This window comes from Butyrivibrio sp. AC2005 (assembly GCF_000424145.1).
In the GTDB taxonomy this organism is placed as follows: Bacteria; Bacillota; Clostridia; order Lachnospirales; family Lachnospiraceae; genus Butyrivibrio.
In genome coordinates this window covers 20,569-38,312 of record NZ_AUJI01000040.1, presented here as the reverse complement: position 1 = coordinate 38,312, position 17,744 = coordinate 20,569, and the positions used below count along the sequence as shown (strand labels likewise).

13 protein-coding genes are annotated in these 17,744 nt (G+C 41.2%); 3 read left to right on the top strand and 10 right to left on the bottom strand.

The window, feature by feature from the left end:
* The first annotated feature begins 254 nt into the window (after nucleotides 1-254).
* Together ispE and G602_RS0112305 are read left to right on the top strand one after the other, a co-directional pair.
* Nucleotides 255-1,127 carry a 4-(cytidine 5'-diphospho)-2-C-methyl-D-erythritol kinase gene (gene ispE / locus G602_RS0112310; RefSeq protein WP_330369169.1) on the top strand — a complete coding sequence of 291 codons (873 nt, stop codon included), beginning with the start codon at nucleotides 255-257 and terminating at the stop codon, nucleotides 1,125-1,127.
* A gap of 17 nt (nucleotides 1,128-1,144) precedes the next feature.
* Nucleotides 1,145-1,579 (top strand): DUF1934 domain-containing protein, encoded by a 435-nt coding sequence (locus tag G602_RS0112305; protein ID WP_026659284.1) that lies wholly within the window; start codon nucleotides 1,145-1,147, stop codon nucleotides 1,577-1,579.
* A 13-nt stretch (nucleotides 1,580-1,592) separates the two neighbouring features.
* Here G602_RS0112305 and G602_RS0112300 read toward each other — a convergent pair whose 3' ends face one another.
* From G602_RS0112300 to G602_RS0112290, 3 genes are read right to left on the bottom strand one after another with little or no spacing between them, the layout of a single operon-like run.
* Nucleotides 1,593-2,498, bottom strand: coding sequence for a dihydroorotate dehydrogenase (locus tag G602_RS0112300; RefSeq protein ID WP_026659283.1), 906 nt, complete (start codon nucleotides 2,496-2,498; stop codon nucleotides 1,593-1,595).
* A gap of 48 nt (nucleotides 2,499-2,546) precedes the next feature.
* On the bottom strand, nucleotides 2,547-3,347 hold the full coding sequence (locus G602_RS0112295) for a dihydroorotate dehydrogenase electron transfer subunit (protein WP_026659280.1): 801 nt from the start codon (nucleotides 3,345-3,347) through the stop codon (nucleotides 2,547-2,549).
* Nucleotides 3,348-3,385: 38 nt separating this feature from the next.
* Nucleotides 3,386-4,759, bottom strand: coding sequence for a dihydroorotase (locus G602_RS0112290; RefSeq protein WP_026659279.1), 1,374 nt, complete (start codon nucleotides 4,757-4,759; stop codon nucleotides 3,386-3,388).
* Between the two features lie 74 nt (nucleotides 4,760-4,833).
* Here G602_RS0112290 and G602_RS0112285 point away from each other — a divergent pair, with 74 nt between their 5' ends.
* A complete protein-coding gene (locus tag G602_RS0112285; RefSeq protein ID WP_026659278.1) occupies nucleotides 4,834-5,565 on the top strand; it encodes a lysophospholipid acyltransferase family protein in 732 nt (243 codons plus the stop codon).
* A 19-nt stretch (nucleotides 5,566-5,584) separates the two neighbouring features.
* Here G602_RS0112285 and G602_RS0112280 read toward each other — a convergent pair whose 3' ends face one another.
* From G602_RS0112280 to G602_RS0112250, 7 genes are all read right to left on the bottom strand, one after another.
* Nucleotides 5,585-6,799 (bottom strand): D-alanine--D-alanine ligase family protein, encoded by a 1,215-nt coding sequence (locus tag G602_RS0112280; protein ID WP_026659277.1) that lies wholly within the window; start codon nucleotides 6,797-6,799, stop codon nucleotides 5,585-5,587.
* A gap of 98 nt (nucleotides 6,800-6,897) precedes the next feature.
* Nucleotides 6,898-8,577 carry a DUF6020 family protein gene (locus G602_RS0112275; protein WP_026659275.1) on the bottom strand — a complete coding sequence of 560 codons (1,680 nt, stop codon included), beginning with the start codon at nucleotides 8,575-8,577 and terminating at the stop codon, nucleotides 6,898-6,900.
* A gap of 28 nt (nucleotides 8,578-8,605) precedes the next feature.
* Complete coding sequence (locus tag G602_RS0112270) at nucleotides 8,606-10,264, bottom strand: Mur ligase family protein (RefSeq protein ID WP_026659274.1); 1,659 nt, start codon at nucleotides 10,262-10,264, stop codon at nucleotides 8,606-8,608.
* Between the two features lie 10 nt (nucleotides 10,265-10,274).
* Entirely contained in the window at nucleotides 10,275-11,063 is a 789-nt protein-coding gene (locus G602_RS0112265; RefSeq protein ID WP_026659273.1) for an alpha/beta fold hydrolase, read from the bottom strand.
* A gap of 26 nt (nucleotides 11,064-11,089) precedes the next feature.
* On the bottom strand, nucleotides 11,090-12,601 hold the full coding sequence (locus G602_RS28960) for a glycoside hydrolase family 9 protein (RefSeq protein ID WP_207638173.1): 1,512 nt from the start codon (nucleotides 12,599-12,601) through the stop codon (nucleotides 11,090-11,092).
* 64 nt (nucleotides 12,602-12,665) lie between these two features.
* On the bottom strand, nucleotides 12,666-14,963 hold the full coding sequence (locus G602_RS0112255; RefSeq protein ID WP_026659270.1) for a hydratase: 2,298 nt from the start codon (nucleotides 14,961-14,963) through the stop codon (nucleotides 12,666-12,668).
* A 203-nt stretch (nucleotides 14,964-15,166) separates the two neighbouring features.
* On the bottom strand, nucleotides 15,167-17,647 hold the full coding sequence (locus G602_RS0112250) for a glycogen/starch/alpha-glucan phosphorylase (RefSeq protein ID WP_026659269.1): 2,481 nt from the start codon (nucleotides 17,645-17,647) through the stop codon (nucleotides 15,167-15,169).
* Nucleotides 17,648-17,744: the final 97 nt, after the last annotated feature.

Below are 17,744 nucleotides of genomic sequence, written 5' to 3'. Positions count from 1 at the left end.
CCAAATAATCTGACGCCGATACGACTGGTATGCCATGGCATACTTACAGTATTTCTTATCTTATTAATCGTCACTTTTCAATTTAACCTTAAGTCTTTTTACATGAAATATTCAATTAAATAATTATAAAATTTGATTAATGTTTTATACTGCCCTTTCAACTTATAAACTATTTATAAACTTCCACAAATTAGCGCTATTTCATGTTTTTATGCTATTATACAAACAGTCCTATATATATGGAGGAAAATAAATTGATAAAGAAAAAAGCATACGCAAAAATAAATTTAGGTCTTGATGTAATCGGAAGACGCGACGACGGCTACCACCTTGTCAGAATGATAATGCAGAGCATTGATCTGTTTGACGAGCTGACCTTTTCTGAACGCGATGATGACAAGATAGTCATAGAGACGGCAGATCCCAGAATTCCCACAGATGAACACAATCTGATATGGAAAGCAGCTGATCAGCTAAGAACACACTGCCACGCTTTAGATAAAGGCGTAACCATACGTTTGGAGAAGCATATTCCCATGGCAGCTGGTATGGCCGGAGGAAGTACCGATGCTGCTGCAACCTATGTTGCCCTGAATGAGCTTTGGAACCTTTCCCTTAGCGTAGACGAGTTATGTTCTCTCGCTGTAAAAAAGGGAGCCGATATTCCATATTGTATTAAAGGCGGTACAGCTCTTTCAGAAGGTATTGGAGAGGAGCTAACAAAACTAAAGGATATGCCTTCCTGTCATATCGTCATTGCAAAGCCTCCGATTGATGTTTCCACCGCATGGGCATACACAACGCTTGATTCAGCTCCCATAGAGAATCATCCCGATATCGACGGTATGGTATCCGCAATTGAAAACAGTGACCTCACCGGAATAACACAGCGCCTTGGTAATGTCCTTAAGCCAATCACCTCAGGCAGATACACTGTTATCGAGGATATCAGACAGATTCTACTTTCAAACGGTGCCATGGGTGCACGTATGAGTGGAAGCGGCCCCACAGTATTTGGCATTTTTGAAAACAAAAATCTTTCCGGAGCTGAACATGCAGTAAATGAGCTCAGAAGCAGAGGAATTGCTCCTGAATTATTTATTACAACTCCATTAACCACAGATTGACTTAAAAGAGGGTATCAATGAACGGAACTATAAGAATCGTCGGCGCTCACGACCATGGCGACGGCAAGCCCGAGATTGTAAAAAGCGAGCACAAAGCACACTACACTCAGGAGAATTTAAATTACATAATCACATATTCCGACGATGTGGATACCTCTGAAGACTCGGCAGACAGTTCTGCAAAGGTCTACCACAGATTGGAGATTGGTGAAGGGTATCTCAGGATGATGCAGACAGGTGATATCAATTCTGACCTGTTATTTAGACTTGGAGAAATCTGGAAAACCGACTACCAGACGCCCTACGGACTTATGAAAATGACTGCTATCACCAGGCATCTCATGCTGGAAATCAGTTCAAAAAAAATATCCGCCCATGTGCAGTATGAACTGCAGATGGACGGCGAAAAAATATCCGATTCCAAGGTGAGAATTTCATTTATTCCGGATTAACTTTTGGCTACCATTATTTTACTGCTCCGATTATATCGTTAATGTCATCAATTCCCTGCTCAGTCATATATCTCTCTATGCCCTCTATTACATTCAGAGTGGCATAGGGATCATGGAAATTCATTGCTCCCACGGCAACTCCTGTTGCTCCCGCAAGCATAAATTCTATAGCGTCCTCCGCATTTGCAATTCCGCCCATACCGATAACGGGAATATTAACAGCATGCGAAGCCTCATAAACCATACGTACAGCAACAGGCTTAATTGCAGGACCGGACAATCCTCCGGTTTTATTTGCAATTGCAAAGGTCTTTCTGTATATATCAATTTTCATTCCGGTTATGGTATTGATAAGAGATATAGCATCAGAGCCTGCTGCCTCAGCTGCCTTTGCCATCTCAGCTATACTTGTTACATTAGGGCTAAGCTTCATGATAATAGGCTGCTTAGCATGCTTCTTAATCTCCTTTGTAATCTCAAAAAGTGCCTTGGGATCCTGGCCAAAAGCTATTCCGCCCTCTTTTACATTGGGGCAGGATACATTTATTTCAAGCATGTGAACACCGCTCTGATCAGAGAGCTTCTCAACCACATCCACATAATCCTGCGTGCTTTTTCCGCACACATTCACGATTACTTTTGTATCATAATCCTTAAGAAAAGGCAGATCTCTTTCAATCATCACCTCAACTCCCGGATTCTGAAGCCCGATGGCATTTAACATTCCTCCGTATACCTCTGCAACCCTCGGTGTGGGGTTTCCCGGCCACGGAACATTTGCTACTCCTTTGGTTACAACTGCTCCAAGTCTGTTAAGATCAACAAATTCGGAATATTCCATTCCCGAGCCAAAGGTTCCTGATGCTGTCATAACCGGGTTTTTAAAGGTCACTCCGGCAATATTTACTGTTGTATTCATTCCATTCTCCTATTTTACTGATGCATATCGTGTGACTTTTTATATTTCTTACAGTTCCAGATCATCTGCATCAAACACAGGTCCGTCTGTACAAATGCGGGCATTATTGACATGTGAATGCTCATCCACATTTTTCGTCTTGCAGATACATCCAAGGCAGGCTCCGACACCACAAGCCATACGTTCTTCAAGACTGATATAAGCCTTGGCAGATATCTCCTTTGCATAGGCTGCGACACCGCGAAGCATTGGCATAGGACCGCAGGAGAAAATCACATCTGCCTCTATTTTATTTTCTCTGCAGGCATCAATAACATTACCTTTAGTACCGACACTTCCATCTTCTGTTGCTATGAAAAGATTTCCATAATTTCTGAATTCATCAGCAAGAAAAGTCTCAGAATTTCTATACCCCATTACCATGGTTATATCTTCCGCAAAGTTCTCTCCCAGACCTTCCTTTAATTCTTTTGCAAGACCAAGAAGCGGAGGCACCCCTATTCCACCACCTATTATCAGTACTCTTTTACCCTGAGCCTTATCTGTAGGAAAGCCGTTACCAAGTATTCCCAGTATATCGACGTGATTTCCCGGTCTGTACAGGGCAAATTCTGCTGTTCCGCTTCCGGCAATTCTGTATACTATCCGAAGGGTCCCCTCGTTCTTATCATATCCGCAGATACTTATAGGTCTTGGCAGAAGTGTTGACTTGTTCTTCGGATATATTCCTATAAACTGTCCCGGATTTGCATCCTCTGCCAGGTCTGTTTTTAATCTCAGATCCATTATTCCTTCTGCAATGACATCCTGCGCGATTACTTCTGCGGCTATCTTTTTCTTTTTGGCCATCGATATTTTCCTTTCATATAAAAAATCTATCCTCTGTTTCAGAGGTTTGACGCATAAACTATGTTCCCGCCACATATTGTGAAATGAATCTTTCCCGGCAGCTTTTCACCAATAAAGGGCGTATTTGAAGCCTTTGATGCAAATTCACCGACTATATATTCTTCGTTCTCCGAAAAGATCACAAAATCTGCAGGTCCGCCTTCATATATCCTTCCGACAGGCATCACATCAACCACAGGGCTCTCTTCGGATTCTTCAGGATTAATCAAAAATGCATAAAGTCCGTATATATCTGCCGGCTGACATGTCATCCTTGCAAGAAGAGTCATCATATCCATATGCCCTGCCTTCACAAGCTCTCTTATGCCAAGCCCCAGAGATGTCTCCAGTCCGATTATTCCGCTTGGAGCCTTTGTTATTTCCTTCTCTTTTTCCTCTTTTGTATGAGGTGCATGGTCTGTAGCAATAGTTTCAATGGTTCCATCTGCAAGTCCCTCTATTATCGCGAGTCTGTCGCTCTCTTTTCTAAGAGGGGGATTCATCTTAGCCATGGTACCATATTTTAATACAGCTTCATCAGTAAGGGTAAAATGATGTGGTGTGGCTTCCGCATGAATCCTCGGATTTGTTTTCCTTGCCTCTCTCACCATTTCGACAGCTTCCCCGGTGCTAATGTGCTGTATTGTAATATGTGCTCCCGTCGCATTAGCTATAGCAATATCCCTTTTTACCATAGCTATCTCAGCGTCTCTGGGAGAGCCCTTTAATCCAAGGGATTCGGCCACTTCTCCTGCATTTATCCCATTCTCTGAAATATAGGAGGGATCCTCCTCATGAAGGCTTAACACCTTATTAAGGGCAGCTGACTTTTCACAGGCACTTCGCATTATGCTCTCATCTGTCAGAGGTTTCCCATCATCAGTAAAAAGAACTGCACCTTCTTCAAGCAAAGCTTCCATATCAGTAAGCTCTTTTCCCTGCATTCCCCTGGTTATATTTGCACAGGAAAAGACCCTTATTCCGGTTCCTGCCCCTTTCCCAAGAGCATATCTGATGGTTTCCGCATTATCCATGGTTGGATTTGTGTTTCCCATCATGACAACCGAGGTAAATCCGCCTTTTTTGGCAGCCCCGGCTCCTGTTATGATGTCTTCCTTGTCAGTAAAACCGGGGTCTCTGAAATGAACATGCGCATCTACAAGTCCGGGAGCAATTATCATTCCTCCCGCATCAATTTCATCAAGCCTTGCCATGCCGTCTTCACTAAGTACTGACATCGCCTCAGTAGCCATGTCATCAAGGGTTCCGCAAAGACCAACTTTGGCGATTCTGCCATTGTGTACAAGAATATCCCTATATCCATCCAGACCACTGGCTGGGTCCATTAGTCTGCCGTTTTTTATCAGAAGCATTGTGATTTCCTTTTCCTATATTTTTATTGTGGTATAATAACTCATCATACTATAAATTTATCGGAGATTCATTCATGATACGTCTTATTTTGGTTTTTTTATTTTTGTTTATTTTCTTTATCTGCAGCATTTTTATACAATTGGTGCTTTGGATAGTTGGAAAGTTTAATTTAGAAGCTAAAAAGAAAGCTTCTCTCAGTATAGTCAGCTGGGCTTTCAGATGTGTGGCATTCCTTTCAGGAGCAAAGCTCACAGTTATCGGAGAAGAGAATGTTCCAAAGGATAAAGCAGTTCTCTATATCGGAAACCACAGAAGCTATTTTGATATCGTACTCAGTTATTCCAGAGTTCCAAGACTCACCGGTTATATAGCAAAAAAGGAAATACTTAAAGTCCCGATTCTTTCTCAGTGGATGAGAAACATGGATTGTCTTTTCCTGGACAGATCTGATATCAGGCAGGGACTTGAGGTTATACTCTCTGCAATTGATAAGGTAAAAAATGGTATTTCAATGACAATTTATCCCGAAGGAACAAGAAACAATTCCGATGAGATGCTTCCATTCCATAAAGGAAGCTTTAAAATAGCCCAGAAATCAGGATGCCCCATTGTTCCTATGACCATCAACAACTCAAATGCGATATTTGAAGATCATCTTCCTTTTATCAAAAAATCTCATGTAATCCTGGAGTACGGAAAGCCCATATATATGGATGAGCTTGCTCCGGAGGACAAAAAGAATATTGAGGTTTACTGTCACAAAATAATTCAGGAAACCTATCAAAAAAATCAGGCGCTTATCTAAACGCCTGATTTTTTATTAATTATAATTTACTTCCCTTAGAGCCACCACCGAGCTTAACTCCTTCAAGAACATTGGTCTCAAAAGAGAATACCAGCTTGTGGTTCTCACGGTCCTGTTTAATTGCAATTTCAATCATATCATCAAGAAGCTGGGAGTACTTCTTGCCAAGGGGCTCCCAGAGATAGAATGACAAAGATCCCGGAATAGTGTTTATCTCATTGAGATAGATTTTTCCTGTCTCCTCATCAAGCATAAAGTCTATTCTTGAAACACCGCTGCAGCCAAGGCACTTAAATGCCTCAACAGCCATCTTTCTGACTTCTGCTCTCTGCTCGTCTGTAATGTCAGCAGGAATCTTTCTCTTAAGGCTGGCCATTCCCTTTGAACCACCAGTCTTGGCACCGCCTGATTTTGCTCCCTTAGCGCCTGATCCGCCAATATACTTATCCTCAAATGAAAGAATTTCATCTGAGTTTATAGGCTCTTCACACTCTGAAGCCTCTGCATTCTCATAATCTCCGAGAACTGAGCAGTTGATCTCCTTAAGCTTAACAATAGCAGGCTCAACAAGAATCTTTTTGGAGAACTCAAAAGCAAGCTCAAGAGCCTCTGCAAGCTCCTCTCTGTTACCGGCCTTGGAAATACCGATACTTGAACCAAGATTAATAGGCTTTATGATAACAGGATATTTGAATACTCCCTCAATTTTATTCATGAGCGCTTCAGCATCCTCATAATCAACCCATGTATAACATTTGCAGTCCAGAACAGAGATATCATTGTCCTTAAGAACTGTTTTCATGACATACTTATTCATGCCGACTGCTGAAGAAAGGACATCACAGCCAACTACAGGAAGTCCCAGTGTCTGAAGATATCCTGTAAGAACACCATCCTCAACATTGGTACCATGCACTATAGGGAAAGCGATATCCACGCTTGTAACCACGTTATTACCAAACTTCTTCATGGGGTAACGGACAAGATTCACCTTATTCCCATCCTTAATCCACACTACCTGTGTACTCTTTTTAAGGAGTTCTGGAATATGTGTGTATTCCTCAATCTTATCCATATCTTCACCAATATAAAAATCATTCTCTTTAGTCATATATACAGGAATGATATCGTACTTATCCCTGTTCATATATCCGATAGCCTGTATGGCAGAGATGATTGAAATCTCATGCTCTGTACTTTTACCGCCAAAGAGAACTGCAAGCTTTAACTTCAAAATAAACACTTCCTTTCAAATAACTTCCGTTTCGCTTCATATAATACATGAAATAAAAAACAACATACATCAAAAGTATAGACTTATCTGTGAAAAATTCAACTTTTTTTATAATCAGAGCACAACATGGCGATGGCAAGAGGTGATGAAAAAATAAGACAAAGCGCATATCTACTGTAGTTCATCGGACTTACTACCAAAAACAAAACTGATACAAAGAGAGGTAAAAGTATAATCAGCTCATGTGCTTTTTCATCCTTTTTTCCCAACGCCTTTTTTCTTCTTACAAAAATGTAATACAGATATGCAGGTATCCAGAAAGCATACAGTACAGTCTGAAATATCCACTTTATCACAGGCATAATTGTAATCTTAAAGTACAGATCTGCTGCCTTTTCGCCAAATCTGCTTGGCGCTATATTATGTATTTTTGCAAATATTCCGTCAGACTTTGGAATGTCACTGAATATCTGTATTCCCGCCCCGGGAGAGAAGAAATAGCCACAGATTGAAAATGTAGCACGTAAATAAATAATAGGATGTTTAAGTCCCTGTCTGAACCACATTTTCAGATATTCATTCAACTCTTCGTCTGTAGAATTCATCTTGAACGTATCCTTAACGGGATCAGTAACATTAAAGGTGAATGCCTTTTTTACTGTATCGTAATCCAGGATTGCGTCTATGATTTCCTTATCTTCTTCAGACAGGGCCTCTTCATTATCTCTGATAAGCCTTCCTGTCTGCTGAAACAGCGTTCCGTACAGCTCCTGCTTTCCACCCGGATATACATTTATTGTTGGATAAATGACCTTTGGGAAAATAACAAACCACAGTATCACGCACCCAAGCATAGCTGCCAAAAACTTCACTCTGTTTTTGTCCTTTAAAAACAGAATTCCTATACCTGTAAAGACAACCACAAATATTCCGGTGTTTAGCGTAAGACTAAGCATGGCTTCTGTTAAAAAGAATACCACCCATGACCCTGCAGGCGTCTCGTCCCTTCCCAGAAAATACCTGTATAAGACATAAATGAATAATATAAATATCAGGCTATGCAATGTATTTTTTAACATACATATCATGTACATGGGGATAAAAGGCATAAACATATAGAAGAATCTTACGATTTTTACAATTGTTCTTCCCCTGGTGGACCCGGCCTTCTCATAGAGATCACACAAGATTCCTGAAATAAGCAATGCGCCCACAGCCATCTGACACACAATATATAACAAAAATCCCAATGACTCGTTTCCAATTACCTTTCCCTGCCATATAAAGAACGAAAAAATAAAGGTCGGAACAATGGGATGATGGGCATTCAAAAAAACATTTACCGTCTCCTGCCCTTTTACAAATCCAAAGGGAACCGGTCCAACCCCATCAAAAAAATCATTTACCTGATTAACCGTGTCATAATTTGCAACTCCGGGAAGGAAAATCAGAAGATAAGGAAGCCACGCAAGAAACATCAAAATTGCAAGCTTAAGTCTTGGCAGTCTTTTTTCAAGGCAAACCTCCTCTTTTGACCTGGCGTTCAAAATAGCTACAATCACTCTTACAGCAATATAAAACAGTATCGTATAAACTATGAACAGCCCAGTGTCCCGAGACATATTGAATCTTCCAAAAAAGAGATGATCTTCTACAGCATTCTGATTAAAGACTGTAAAAAAGGCCATAATAACAGAAAAGGCAGCATCAAATACTACCGCCTTTTCTCCTTTAACAAAAAATATTTTTTTTAAACCGGCTAGTCTCTCCAGCTTCATACTTATTCCTTTTATTTTAATTTAAGTATTACAGATAATTATCCGGCAGATCATTTTCCAAAAGTATTACCTTCGGTTTACCTGCGTCTATTTCATACATCAGATCTGTTGCTTCTTTCAATTCTTCTTTGACAAAAAGCTTATCCTCGGAAAAACCTGCTTCCAGAGCGCCTTCCTTAATAGGTCTTGTATGCTCTGATCCAACAAGAATGATGTAATCTGCTGCCTTTGCTGCCTGTCTTCCAAATTCTTTGTTATATTCCGCTTCCTTTTCACCAAGCTCAACCATACCCGGTGTCACAAGGATTCTTACGCTGTCTTCAAATTTTGAAAGTGTGTCGAGAGCTCTCTTTGCTCCCATAGGATTTGAGTTATATGCATCATCAATAATAGAAATATTGCCGTGCTTTTTGAGCTCCTGTCTGTGGGGCGCAGGCGTGATTCTTCTTACAGCCATGCGAAGCTTGCTCATGGGAATTCCCATGGTATGTGCCATTGCTATAGCTCCGACAACATTGGTAACATTATGTTCCCCAAGAAGCTTCATTGAAAAATCTGCTGTATCTCCATCAGGTGCAGTAACCTTGAAAGAAGCTCCATCCGCAGTAAACTTCACGTCAGTTGCCCTATAATGACATCCCTCACTGCATCCGTATAGCACCACATTATTATGACGAATATTACTTACAATTATCTCATTGTCTCCGTTGGCAAACTTAAGACCTGTTCTGCTCTTTTCCTGAACTGCATCAAAAAGCTCAAGCTTCGTATCAATAATGTTTTCCATGGAATGGAAGGTCTCAAGATGCTGCGGTCCTATAGAAGTCAGCATTCCGTCATCGGGATGAACAATATCCGTTATCTCCTTGATATCATGCACATGTCTTGCACCCATCTCACAGATAAAAATCTCATGCATAGGTGTGAGCTGTTCACGAATTGTACGAACGACACCCATAGGTGTATTAAAGCTCTCTGGTGTCATCAGGACTCTGTATCCCTCAGAAAGAAGCGTCCATAAGTAGTACTTAACACTGGTCTTGCCATAGCTTCCTGTGATACCGATAATTCTAAGTCCCGGATGCTCATTCAAAAGCCTCTGTGCGTCATGGATAAACCAATCATTTACCCTCTTTTCAACAGGCTTGTTTATCAGATTGCAAAGAGCCGTAACAAGCGGAAGAAATCCCATAAAAGCTGCAACGATAAGCATTGAAGCAAGCTTTTTTCCATTAGTCTCAATAGTAAAATTCGAAACACTATTCTTTGTGGCAATAAAAACACCTGCCAGGGTCTGTCCTCCTGTAAAATAGCACCAGGTGGAAATTCCCATTAAAGCAGCAAACACAATGCCATATGTAATGAAAAGTCGCTGTACCCTTTTTGTCACAACGAACTTCTTCTTAGCTTTTTTAGGCAAATACTGGAATATCAAAAAAATCAGAAATATAAAGGATAATATTCCAAAAATCTTACTTATTCTGTTTGAACCGAGAACTCCCAAAAGAGCCGTTACACAAAGAAATCCTACATGAAGTCCGTATCTTTGCGGCTTTGACCTGAGATATCTGAAGTACCCCTGGAACTGATATGAAGACAACTGCAGCATGTGTGTGTAGTGTCTAAGTCCCATTACTGTAGCTGCGATATAGGCTGCAACATATATAAAAAAGAATAATGTGCTCATATATAAATCCTCACATTTCTATTTTCAAGAAGCTTCCCAAAATCTTATTGTACATATATTGGTTTTCCAGGAAAGAATAATGTCCCACTCCGGGAATAACCGCAAGTCCTGCCTCAGGCATAAGCTTTTCCATCTGCTGTCCGTCAGAAAGAGGCGTTGCAGTATCCTGATCTCCCCAGATTAAAAGCGCAGGCATGGTTACCTTTGGCATATAAACCGTAAGATCTTCATTTACAACCTTTACAAGGCTGGCTCTCATTATCGGTGAGGCAGCCGCATAATCAGCTGATCCGAATTTTTTCTGGAGGCTTTCCAGCGTACCGGGAAATGCCTTGGCTATCCCTGTCTTATTCAGTATACCCTTGTAAAATTTATACCTCTTTGTCCTGCTTGACTGCTTCCCAGACGGAACAGGCTTAATACCCGCACTGTCCGTCAGGATAACCTTTGACACCTTAAAGCCAAGTTCTTCCTCGCTCTTTGTTCCGAGCATTTTTATGATGACACGGCCACCCATGGAATGTCCGAGAAGAATAATCTCCTTATCATCAGGGTAAAGCTTATTTATGAAGTGTATTACAAAATCAACAAAATCGCTTACTTCCCATGGTTCTTCCGGTTCATCGCTCTTTCCGAATCCGGGCATATCCATTCCCACTACATGGTATTTTTTTGATGCAAACTTAAAAATCCCATCAAAGAGATCAACATTTGATCCCCATCCGTGAAGGAGCACCATAAGCGGTCCCTCTCCTTCATCACGATAATATATTTTTAATCCATCTATTTCTGTATTCATCCAGTTATTTCCCGTTTTGCCTCATTTTACTCCTTGATCACGCTAAGCATGAAAATAAACTTTGCGTTAAGAAGCGGCTGATTCATAATTCCCATTCCTTCGTCAGTATCCTTATACGTGCGTTCCGTTGTATCTGTCACATAATTAACTGCCTCAGGATTTCTGCCCATAAGATAATGGGCATGATTCTCTATAATAGTCGTATATTCATAATTATATATTATATGGTCAGTAATTGTTATGGTTCTCATGTCATCAAGGAGCTGCTCATGATCCTCACTCGTAACCATAAAAGCTGAATTTCTTGCTGAGTTTACAATTCCGGTGGTCTTATTCATAAGAAGCTTCATTATCCTGGAGCATACATCCACATTAACCTTCTGATTCGTGGATATATATGTAATTGCCCCAAGGAAAATATCCTCATAATCCTTGAACATCTGATCAAATTTGTCTGACTCAAAATATGAGGTCAGTACCTGCTCGTATTTGGATGCTCCGGTTGCTCTGTAAAGCTGTGCTGCAGCATAAAAACCCTCTGAATTAGTCCTGACATTCTCAGTACCGGCATAAAGACTGTACGCTCTGTCAGCACATTTAAGACATGTGGTAGCAAAATTTGAATCAAAGCTCTGATATAAATATCCAAAATCTGAAAGCAATGTGGCAAATCTAATGGTTGCCTCCATGGTAATCGGTGTAACCTCAACATTTGCCTGCATCAGATCAACATTTTCATCACGCACGGTAAGCGCTGATCCATATACTCCGCCGGTGCGCTCATCCTGCATCTTCATAAGCCATTCTACTTCATATCTGACCTCATCAAGAAGATCCGGTATTCCATTTTCGCTTTCCGGAATTCCTGAATCATCAGTTATGACCTTGGAATTCATCTCATATGCCAGCAAAAGATTCTGTGCTATCTTACATCCCGTTACAACATCTCTGTCCGCCCCGGCATTAAGATGCCATCCACCGGATACATCAATTGTCTTAGACGGATCCTCCTGGAGATGTGCTTCACCTGTGTGGCACTCGGCATGAGCATCCTCGCCTGCCAGCGCTTCTGAAACCGCCATCCCGCATCTGTTTTTATAATATGTCTTGCAGGCTTCATTAAAAATATCATCATACAGATCATTCTGAATTCTGAAACTATAGGAGCTTCCTATTTTATCCGTATAAATATAATAGGAACCCTCCTCTATCATATCGGTAAAATAGCCTTCTTTAATGTCATCCCCATCATCTGTATGATTGGTTGTCTTCATTTGTCCCGTATATTCAAGTTCATCTGTCTCTGCGTTATAGACATAGAATATTTCAGGTAAGTCTGTTCCTTTGAAAATTACGGATTTTTCAGCACCTGTTCTGTATCCGTTCTGGTCCACAAGTGCACTAGGTATCATGACAGGAACATCATATACGACATTTGGAGCAGGCTCGCTCCCTTGCGCCTCCTGCTCCGGTGTAACACTTTCATTTTTCACAGTCCCCGCACAGCCGCATGTGGCGAAAGCTACTACTGCTGCCATGCAAAAGGACGGAACTCTTTTTTTATAAAAACTGTTAAACATGATATCTTTTCTTATACCCTGCTTATTTCTTTCCTGCGCGATTATAGTTTATAAGACAACCATCAAGAATGATCTCGCGCTCATTGTCTGTAAGCTCTCCGAGAGTCATATTGAACTCTTTTTGCTCATCACCGGAAACAGCAACAGCCTTAATTGTATCTGACTTATTCTCAACAGCTGCTCTTATTCCCGGCAGGAAAATGTAATCCAGATTCTTGAAAGGAAGATCTCCCTTATCAATTACAAGCGGAAGCATTCCCCAGTTAATAAGGTTAGAACGATATCTCTTAGTAGCATACTCATTTGCAACATTGGCCCATCCGCCAAGAACCTTCTGACATGAAGCAGCCTGCTCTCTTGCAGAACCATCACCGGGTTTAACCGCAAAAATTGTGGAACCGATTCCCGTATTCTCAGTGGAAACCTCCGGATAAGACTTAAGTACAGCCTTTATTGCAGCAGCAGTATCATCGCTCATCCTGTCAAATGGAACATTCTCTCTTCTGCTAATCTCATCTGCATATACTGCCTTCGCACGTCCTACGTACTCAGGATCCTTTCTTGAAAGAGTAAACTCTGCAAGACCAAGAGGATTGGATCTGTAGGATGATGTCTCACCTGAAGGAATAAGCTCATCTGTTGTTGTTACCGGATCATGTATCTCGGAAACGACCTTAAGAAGGAGATTATCTGTAAGAGCTACCATCTTGGGCCAGTCCTTAATGTTAGGTCCAAACTGAAGCTCTACATCCGGATCTGCTTTGCCGTGTGAATCAAATACACGATTAGCATAGATCTCCTTGTCAAAGTGATATGTATATTTATTAAACTTGCCATCAAAAGCTGTAGCAGGAGTAAGTACACCCTGATTTGCAGCAGTAGCAGCAATTGATCTTGCATCCATAAGTGCAACTGATGCAATCTGACCGCTCTGAACCTTAGAACCTTCACGGTTAGGGAAGTTTCTTGTTGAATGACGGATACTGAAGGCATTGTTTGCAGGAGTATCACCGGCACCAAAGCAGGGTCCACAGAATGCCGTCTTAAGAATAGCACCTGTCTCAAGAATCTTTGCTGCAACCCCGTTTTTCACAATTTCCATGAAAATAGGCGTTGATGCAGGATATACGCTCAATGTAAATCTGTCATTTCCTGTAAATCTGCCCTCAAGGATATCAGCTGCAGCACAGATATTTTCAAAGCCACCACCTGCGCAGCCTGCGATAACGCCCTGGTCTACCATGAACTTGCCGTTCCTGATCTTTTCCTTAAGAGAATACTCAACCTTATCACCGAAGCTGACCTTTGCACGCTTCTCAACATCAGCGATAATATCCTCCAGATTAGCATTAACCTCTTCGATCTCATATGTGTTGCTGGGATGGAAAGGCATGGCTATCATAGGCTTGATTGTAGAAAGATCAACTTCCACAACACCGTCATAGTACGCTACATCTCCGGGCTTAAGCTCTTTATAGTCACCGCTTCTGCCGTGGATATCGTAGAAATTCTTTATCTCGTCATCGGTCTGCCAGATAGAGGACAGGCAGGTGGTTTCCGTTGTCATAACATCAACGCCGATACGGAAATCAGCGCTTAAGCTCTTTACGCCGGGGCCTACGAACTCCATTACCTTGTTCTTAACATATCCGTCACCGAATACTTTTCCAATAATTGCAAGCGCAACGTCCTGCGGTCCTACGCCATGCATAGGCTCGCCTGTTAAGTAAATTGCAACAACCTCCGGCATATTGATATCGTAGGTCTGGCTGAGAAGCTGCTTAACAAGCTCCGGTCCGCCTTCACCCATTGCCATGGTACCAAGAGCACCATATCTGGTATGTGAATCTGACCCCAGTATCATCCCGCCTCCGGTTGCAAGCATTTCTCTTGCAAACTGGTGAATTACTGCCTGATGAGGCGGTACATAGATTCCGCCGTACTTCTGAGCAGCTGTAAGACCATACATATGATCATCTTCATTTATTGTTCCACCTACTGCACAAAGAGAATTGTGGCAGTTGGTAAGTACATAAGGAATCGGGAATTTTTCAAGTCCTGACGCACGCGCAGTCTGAATAATACCTACATAAGTAATATCATGGCTTGTGAGCTTATCAAACTTGATTTCAAGTTTATCCATATTGTCTGAGGTATTATGATTTTTCAAAATACCATATGCAATCGTGTTCTTTTTTGCTTCAGTTTTATCTACCTGCTTACCTGCTTTTGCATTAACTGCTTCTGCCGCACCGGCTCCTTCCGGGATCAGTTCAGTTCCGTTTACCAAATAAGCACCGCTATCATACGTCTTAACCATTAAACTCCTACCTTTCCTGCTGATTATTTATCTACTCCCACGTATTATACTGTAATAATTATTATTTGTGTACTTATTATTATTAATGTACACCAAAACATCTATTAAAAATTTGTGATTAATTATGTGCTTAATCAGCACATATTTCAAAAAAGCTGTGCACCGGTTTCCCGATACACAGCCCCTTTGCCAGTTTAATTTATTTAAATATTCGACATATCCAGTCTGTCTATATGCCAGATTTCATCAACATATTCCTGAATGGTTCTGTCTGATGAGAACTTACCGCATGATGCAGTATTAAGTATTGCCATCTTAGCCCACTTTTTAGTATCTCTGTATGCTTCAGAAATTGCACTCTGAGCCTCAATATAGGATTCGAAATCCTTCAAAATAAAGTACTGATCTGCCTTATTTGAATTGACTGTGTTCAGAAGTGAATTATAAAGTGGTCTGAAAAGCTCTCTATCCTTTGAGTAGGTTCCATCAACGAGGTGGTCCAGAGTTCTCTTTACATTAGGATCTCTGTTATAGATTTCTCCGGGATTATAACCACCATTCTTCTCGTATGCGATAACCTCTTCGGAAGTCAGACCGAAAATAAAGATATTATCCTTTCCTACCTCCTCGAGCATCTCAACATTAGCTCCGTCAAGAGTTCCGAGAGTGATGGCACCGTTAAGCATCATCTTCATATTACCGGTTCCGGAGGCTTCCTTACTTGCAGTGGATATCTGCTCTGAAATATCAGCTGCAGCAAATATGAGCTCTGCGTTTGAAACCTTGTAATCTTCTATAAATACAACCTTCAGTTTGCCCTTGATGGAAGCATCATTGTTAATTACTTCTGCAACAGAATTTATCAGCTTTATTGTAAGCTTTGCTGTCTGATAACCTGCAGCCGCTTTTGCTCCGAAAATATATGTCTTGGGAGTATACTCCATATCCGGATGGCTCTTTAACATGTCATAAATATACATAACATGAAGTATATTAAGAAGCTGACGCTTATACTCATGCAGTCTCTTAACCTGGCAGTCGAATATGGAATTAGGATCCACATCTATTCCGTTATGTTCCTTAATATATTCCGCAAGGCGCTTCTTGTTTGCATATTTAATCTCCATGAATTCCTTCTGAGCCTTACGGTCATCAGCAACTTCCTTAAGTCCGCTGATAAGTGAAAGATCTGTAATCCAGTTCTCTCCGACTTTTTCCGTTACCCAGTCAGCAAGCAGCGGGTTAGCATGCATGAGGAAGCGTCTCTGGGTAATACCGTTTGTCTTGTTATTGAACTTTTCAGGATACATCTCGTAGAAATCCTTAAGCTCTCTCTTTTTAAGGATTTCGGTATGAAGTCTTGCAACACCGTTAACAGAATGTCCGCCTACAATCGCAAGGTGAGCCATCTTAACCTGGTTGTCATACAAAATCGCCATGCTGCGAATCTTATCCTGAACATCAATGCTGGGCAGATTAGCGTACTGACGCATTATCTGGTCAACAAATCTTCTGTTTATCTCATCTACTATCTGATAGATTCTGGGAAGAAGTCTCTGGAAAAGGTCAATAGGCCACTTCTCCAAAGCTTCAGCCATAATTGTATGGTTTGTATAGCAGCAGGTCTTCATGGTAACATCCCACGCTGTATCCCAGGGAAGATAATACTCATCCATGAGAAGTCTCATAAGCTCAGCAACCGCTACTGTAGGATGTGTATCATTGAGCTGGAAAACTGCTTTTTCATAAAATTTTGTTATGTCATCATGATGACGCAGATATCTCTTAAGTGCAGTCTGTACAGAGGCAGAAATAAAGAAATACTGCTGCTTAAGTCTGAGCTCTTTACCTGCAATATGATTATCATTGGGATAAAGCACCTCGCACAGCTGGCTCGCAAGATTTTCTTGCTCAACAGCCTTCTGATAATCACCCTTATCGAAGGAATCAAGCTCAAAGCAGTTTACAGGCTCAGCATCCCAAATTCTCAGGGTATCAACCACGCCGTTTCCATAACCTACTACAGGGAGATCATAGGGTATAGCTCTTACTGACTGATATCCCTCCTGGCGGAACACATTGCGTCCTCTGTCATCAACAAAAACATTTACATATCCGCCGAACTTGACTTCCTTAGCATACTCAGGACGTCTGAGCTCGAAGGGATTACCGTACTCAAGCCAGTTATCCGGTACTTCTACCTGATATCCATCCTTGATCTTTTGCTTAAACATTCCATATTTATAACGGATACCGCAACCATAAGCCATATATCCAAGTGAAGCAAGAGAATCAAGGAAGCATGCTGCAAGTCTTCCCAGACCACCATTACCAAGTGCCGGGTCGGGCTCCTGATCCTCAATCACGTTAATGTCTACACCAAGCTCATCAAGAGCTTCCTTCACAGGCTTATATGCCTGAAGATTTATTAAGTTATTACCAAGGGCACGTCCCATAAGAAATTCCATGGACATGTAATAAACGATCTTCGGATCCTGCTCGGCCGCAGCCTTCTGTGTATTCATCCAATGATCGACGATAGCATCCTTTATTGCATAGGCAGATGCCTGAAAGATCTCCTGTGGAGTAGCTTCTTCAATAGTTTTACGGTAAAGTGTCTTTACATTATATAAAACACTTCTCTTAAAAAGTTCCTTATCAAAAGACAATTTCTTTTTCTTCATGTCTTCCCTCCTCATAGAAAAGTACAATACCTAACTATTATAACGTAATTTCGAACATTTCACTAGCCAATTATTAAAAAGACCTTTCTTCATTTTT

Coding starts and splice junctions, on each gene's coding strand:
- G602_RS0112305 (WP_026659284.1), top strand. CDS start 1,145: ATGAACGGAACTATAAGAATCGTCGGCGCTCACGACCATGGCGACGGC.
- G602_RS0112300 (WP_026659283.1), bottom strand. CDS start 2,498: ATGAATACAACAGTAAATATTGCCGGAGTGACCTTTAAAAACCCGGTT.
- G602_RS0112295 (WP_026659280.1), bottom strand. CDS start 3,347: ATGGCCAAAAAGAAAAAGATAGCCGCAGAAGTAATCGCGCAGGATGTC.
- G602_RS0112290 (WP_026659279.1), bottom strand. CDS start 4,759: ATGCTTCTGATAAAAAACGGCAGACTAATGGACCCAGCCAGTGGTCTG.
- G602_RS0112285 (WP_026659278.1), top strand. CDS start 4,834: ATGATACGTCTTATTTTGGTTTTTTTATTTTTGTTTATTTTCTTTATC.
- G602_RS0112275 (WP_026659275.1), bottom strand. CDS start 8,577: ATGAAGCTGGAGAGACTAGCCGGTTTAAAAAAAATATTTTTTGTTAAA.
- G602_RS0112270 (WP_026659274.1), bottom strand. CDS start 10,264: ATGAGCACATTATTCTTTTTTATATATGTTGCAGCCTATATCGCAGCT.
- G602_RS0112265 (WP_026659273.1), bottom strand. CDS start 11,063: ATGAATACAGAAATAGATGGATTAAAAATATATTATCGTGATGAAGGA.
- G602_RS28960 (WP_207638173.1), bottom strand. CDS start 12,601: ATGGCAGCAGTAGTAGCTTTCGCCACATGCGGCTGTGCGGGGACTGTG.
- G602_RS0112255 (WP_026659270.1), bottom strand. CDS start 14,963: ATGGTTAAGACGTATGATAGCGGTGCTTATTTGGTAAACGGAACTGAA.
- G602_RS0112250 (WP_026659269.1), bottom strand. CDS start 17,647: ATGAAGAAAAAGAAATTGTCTTTTGATAAGGAACTTTTTAAGAGAAGT.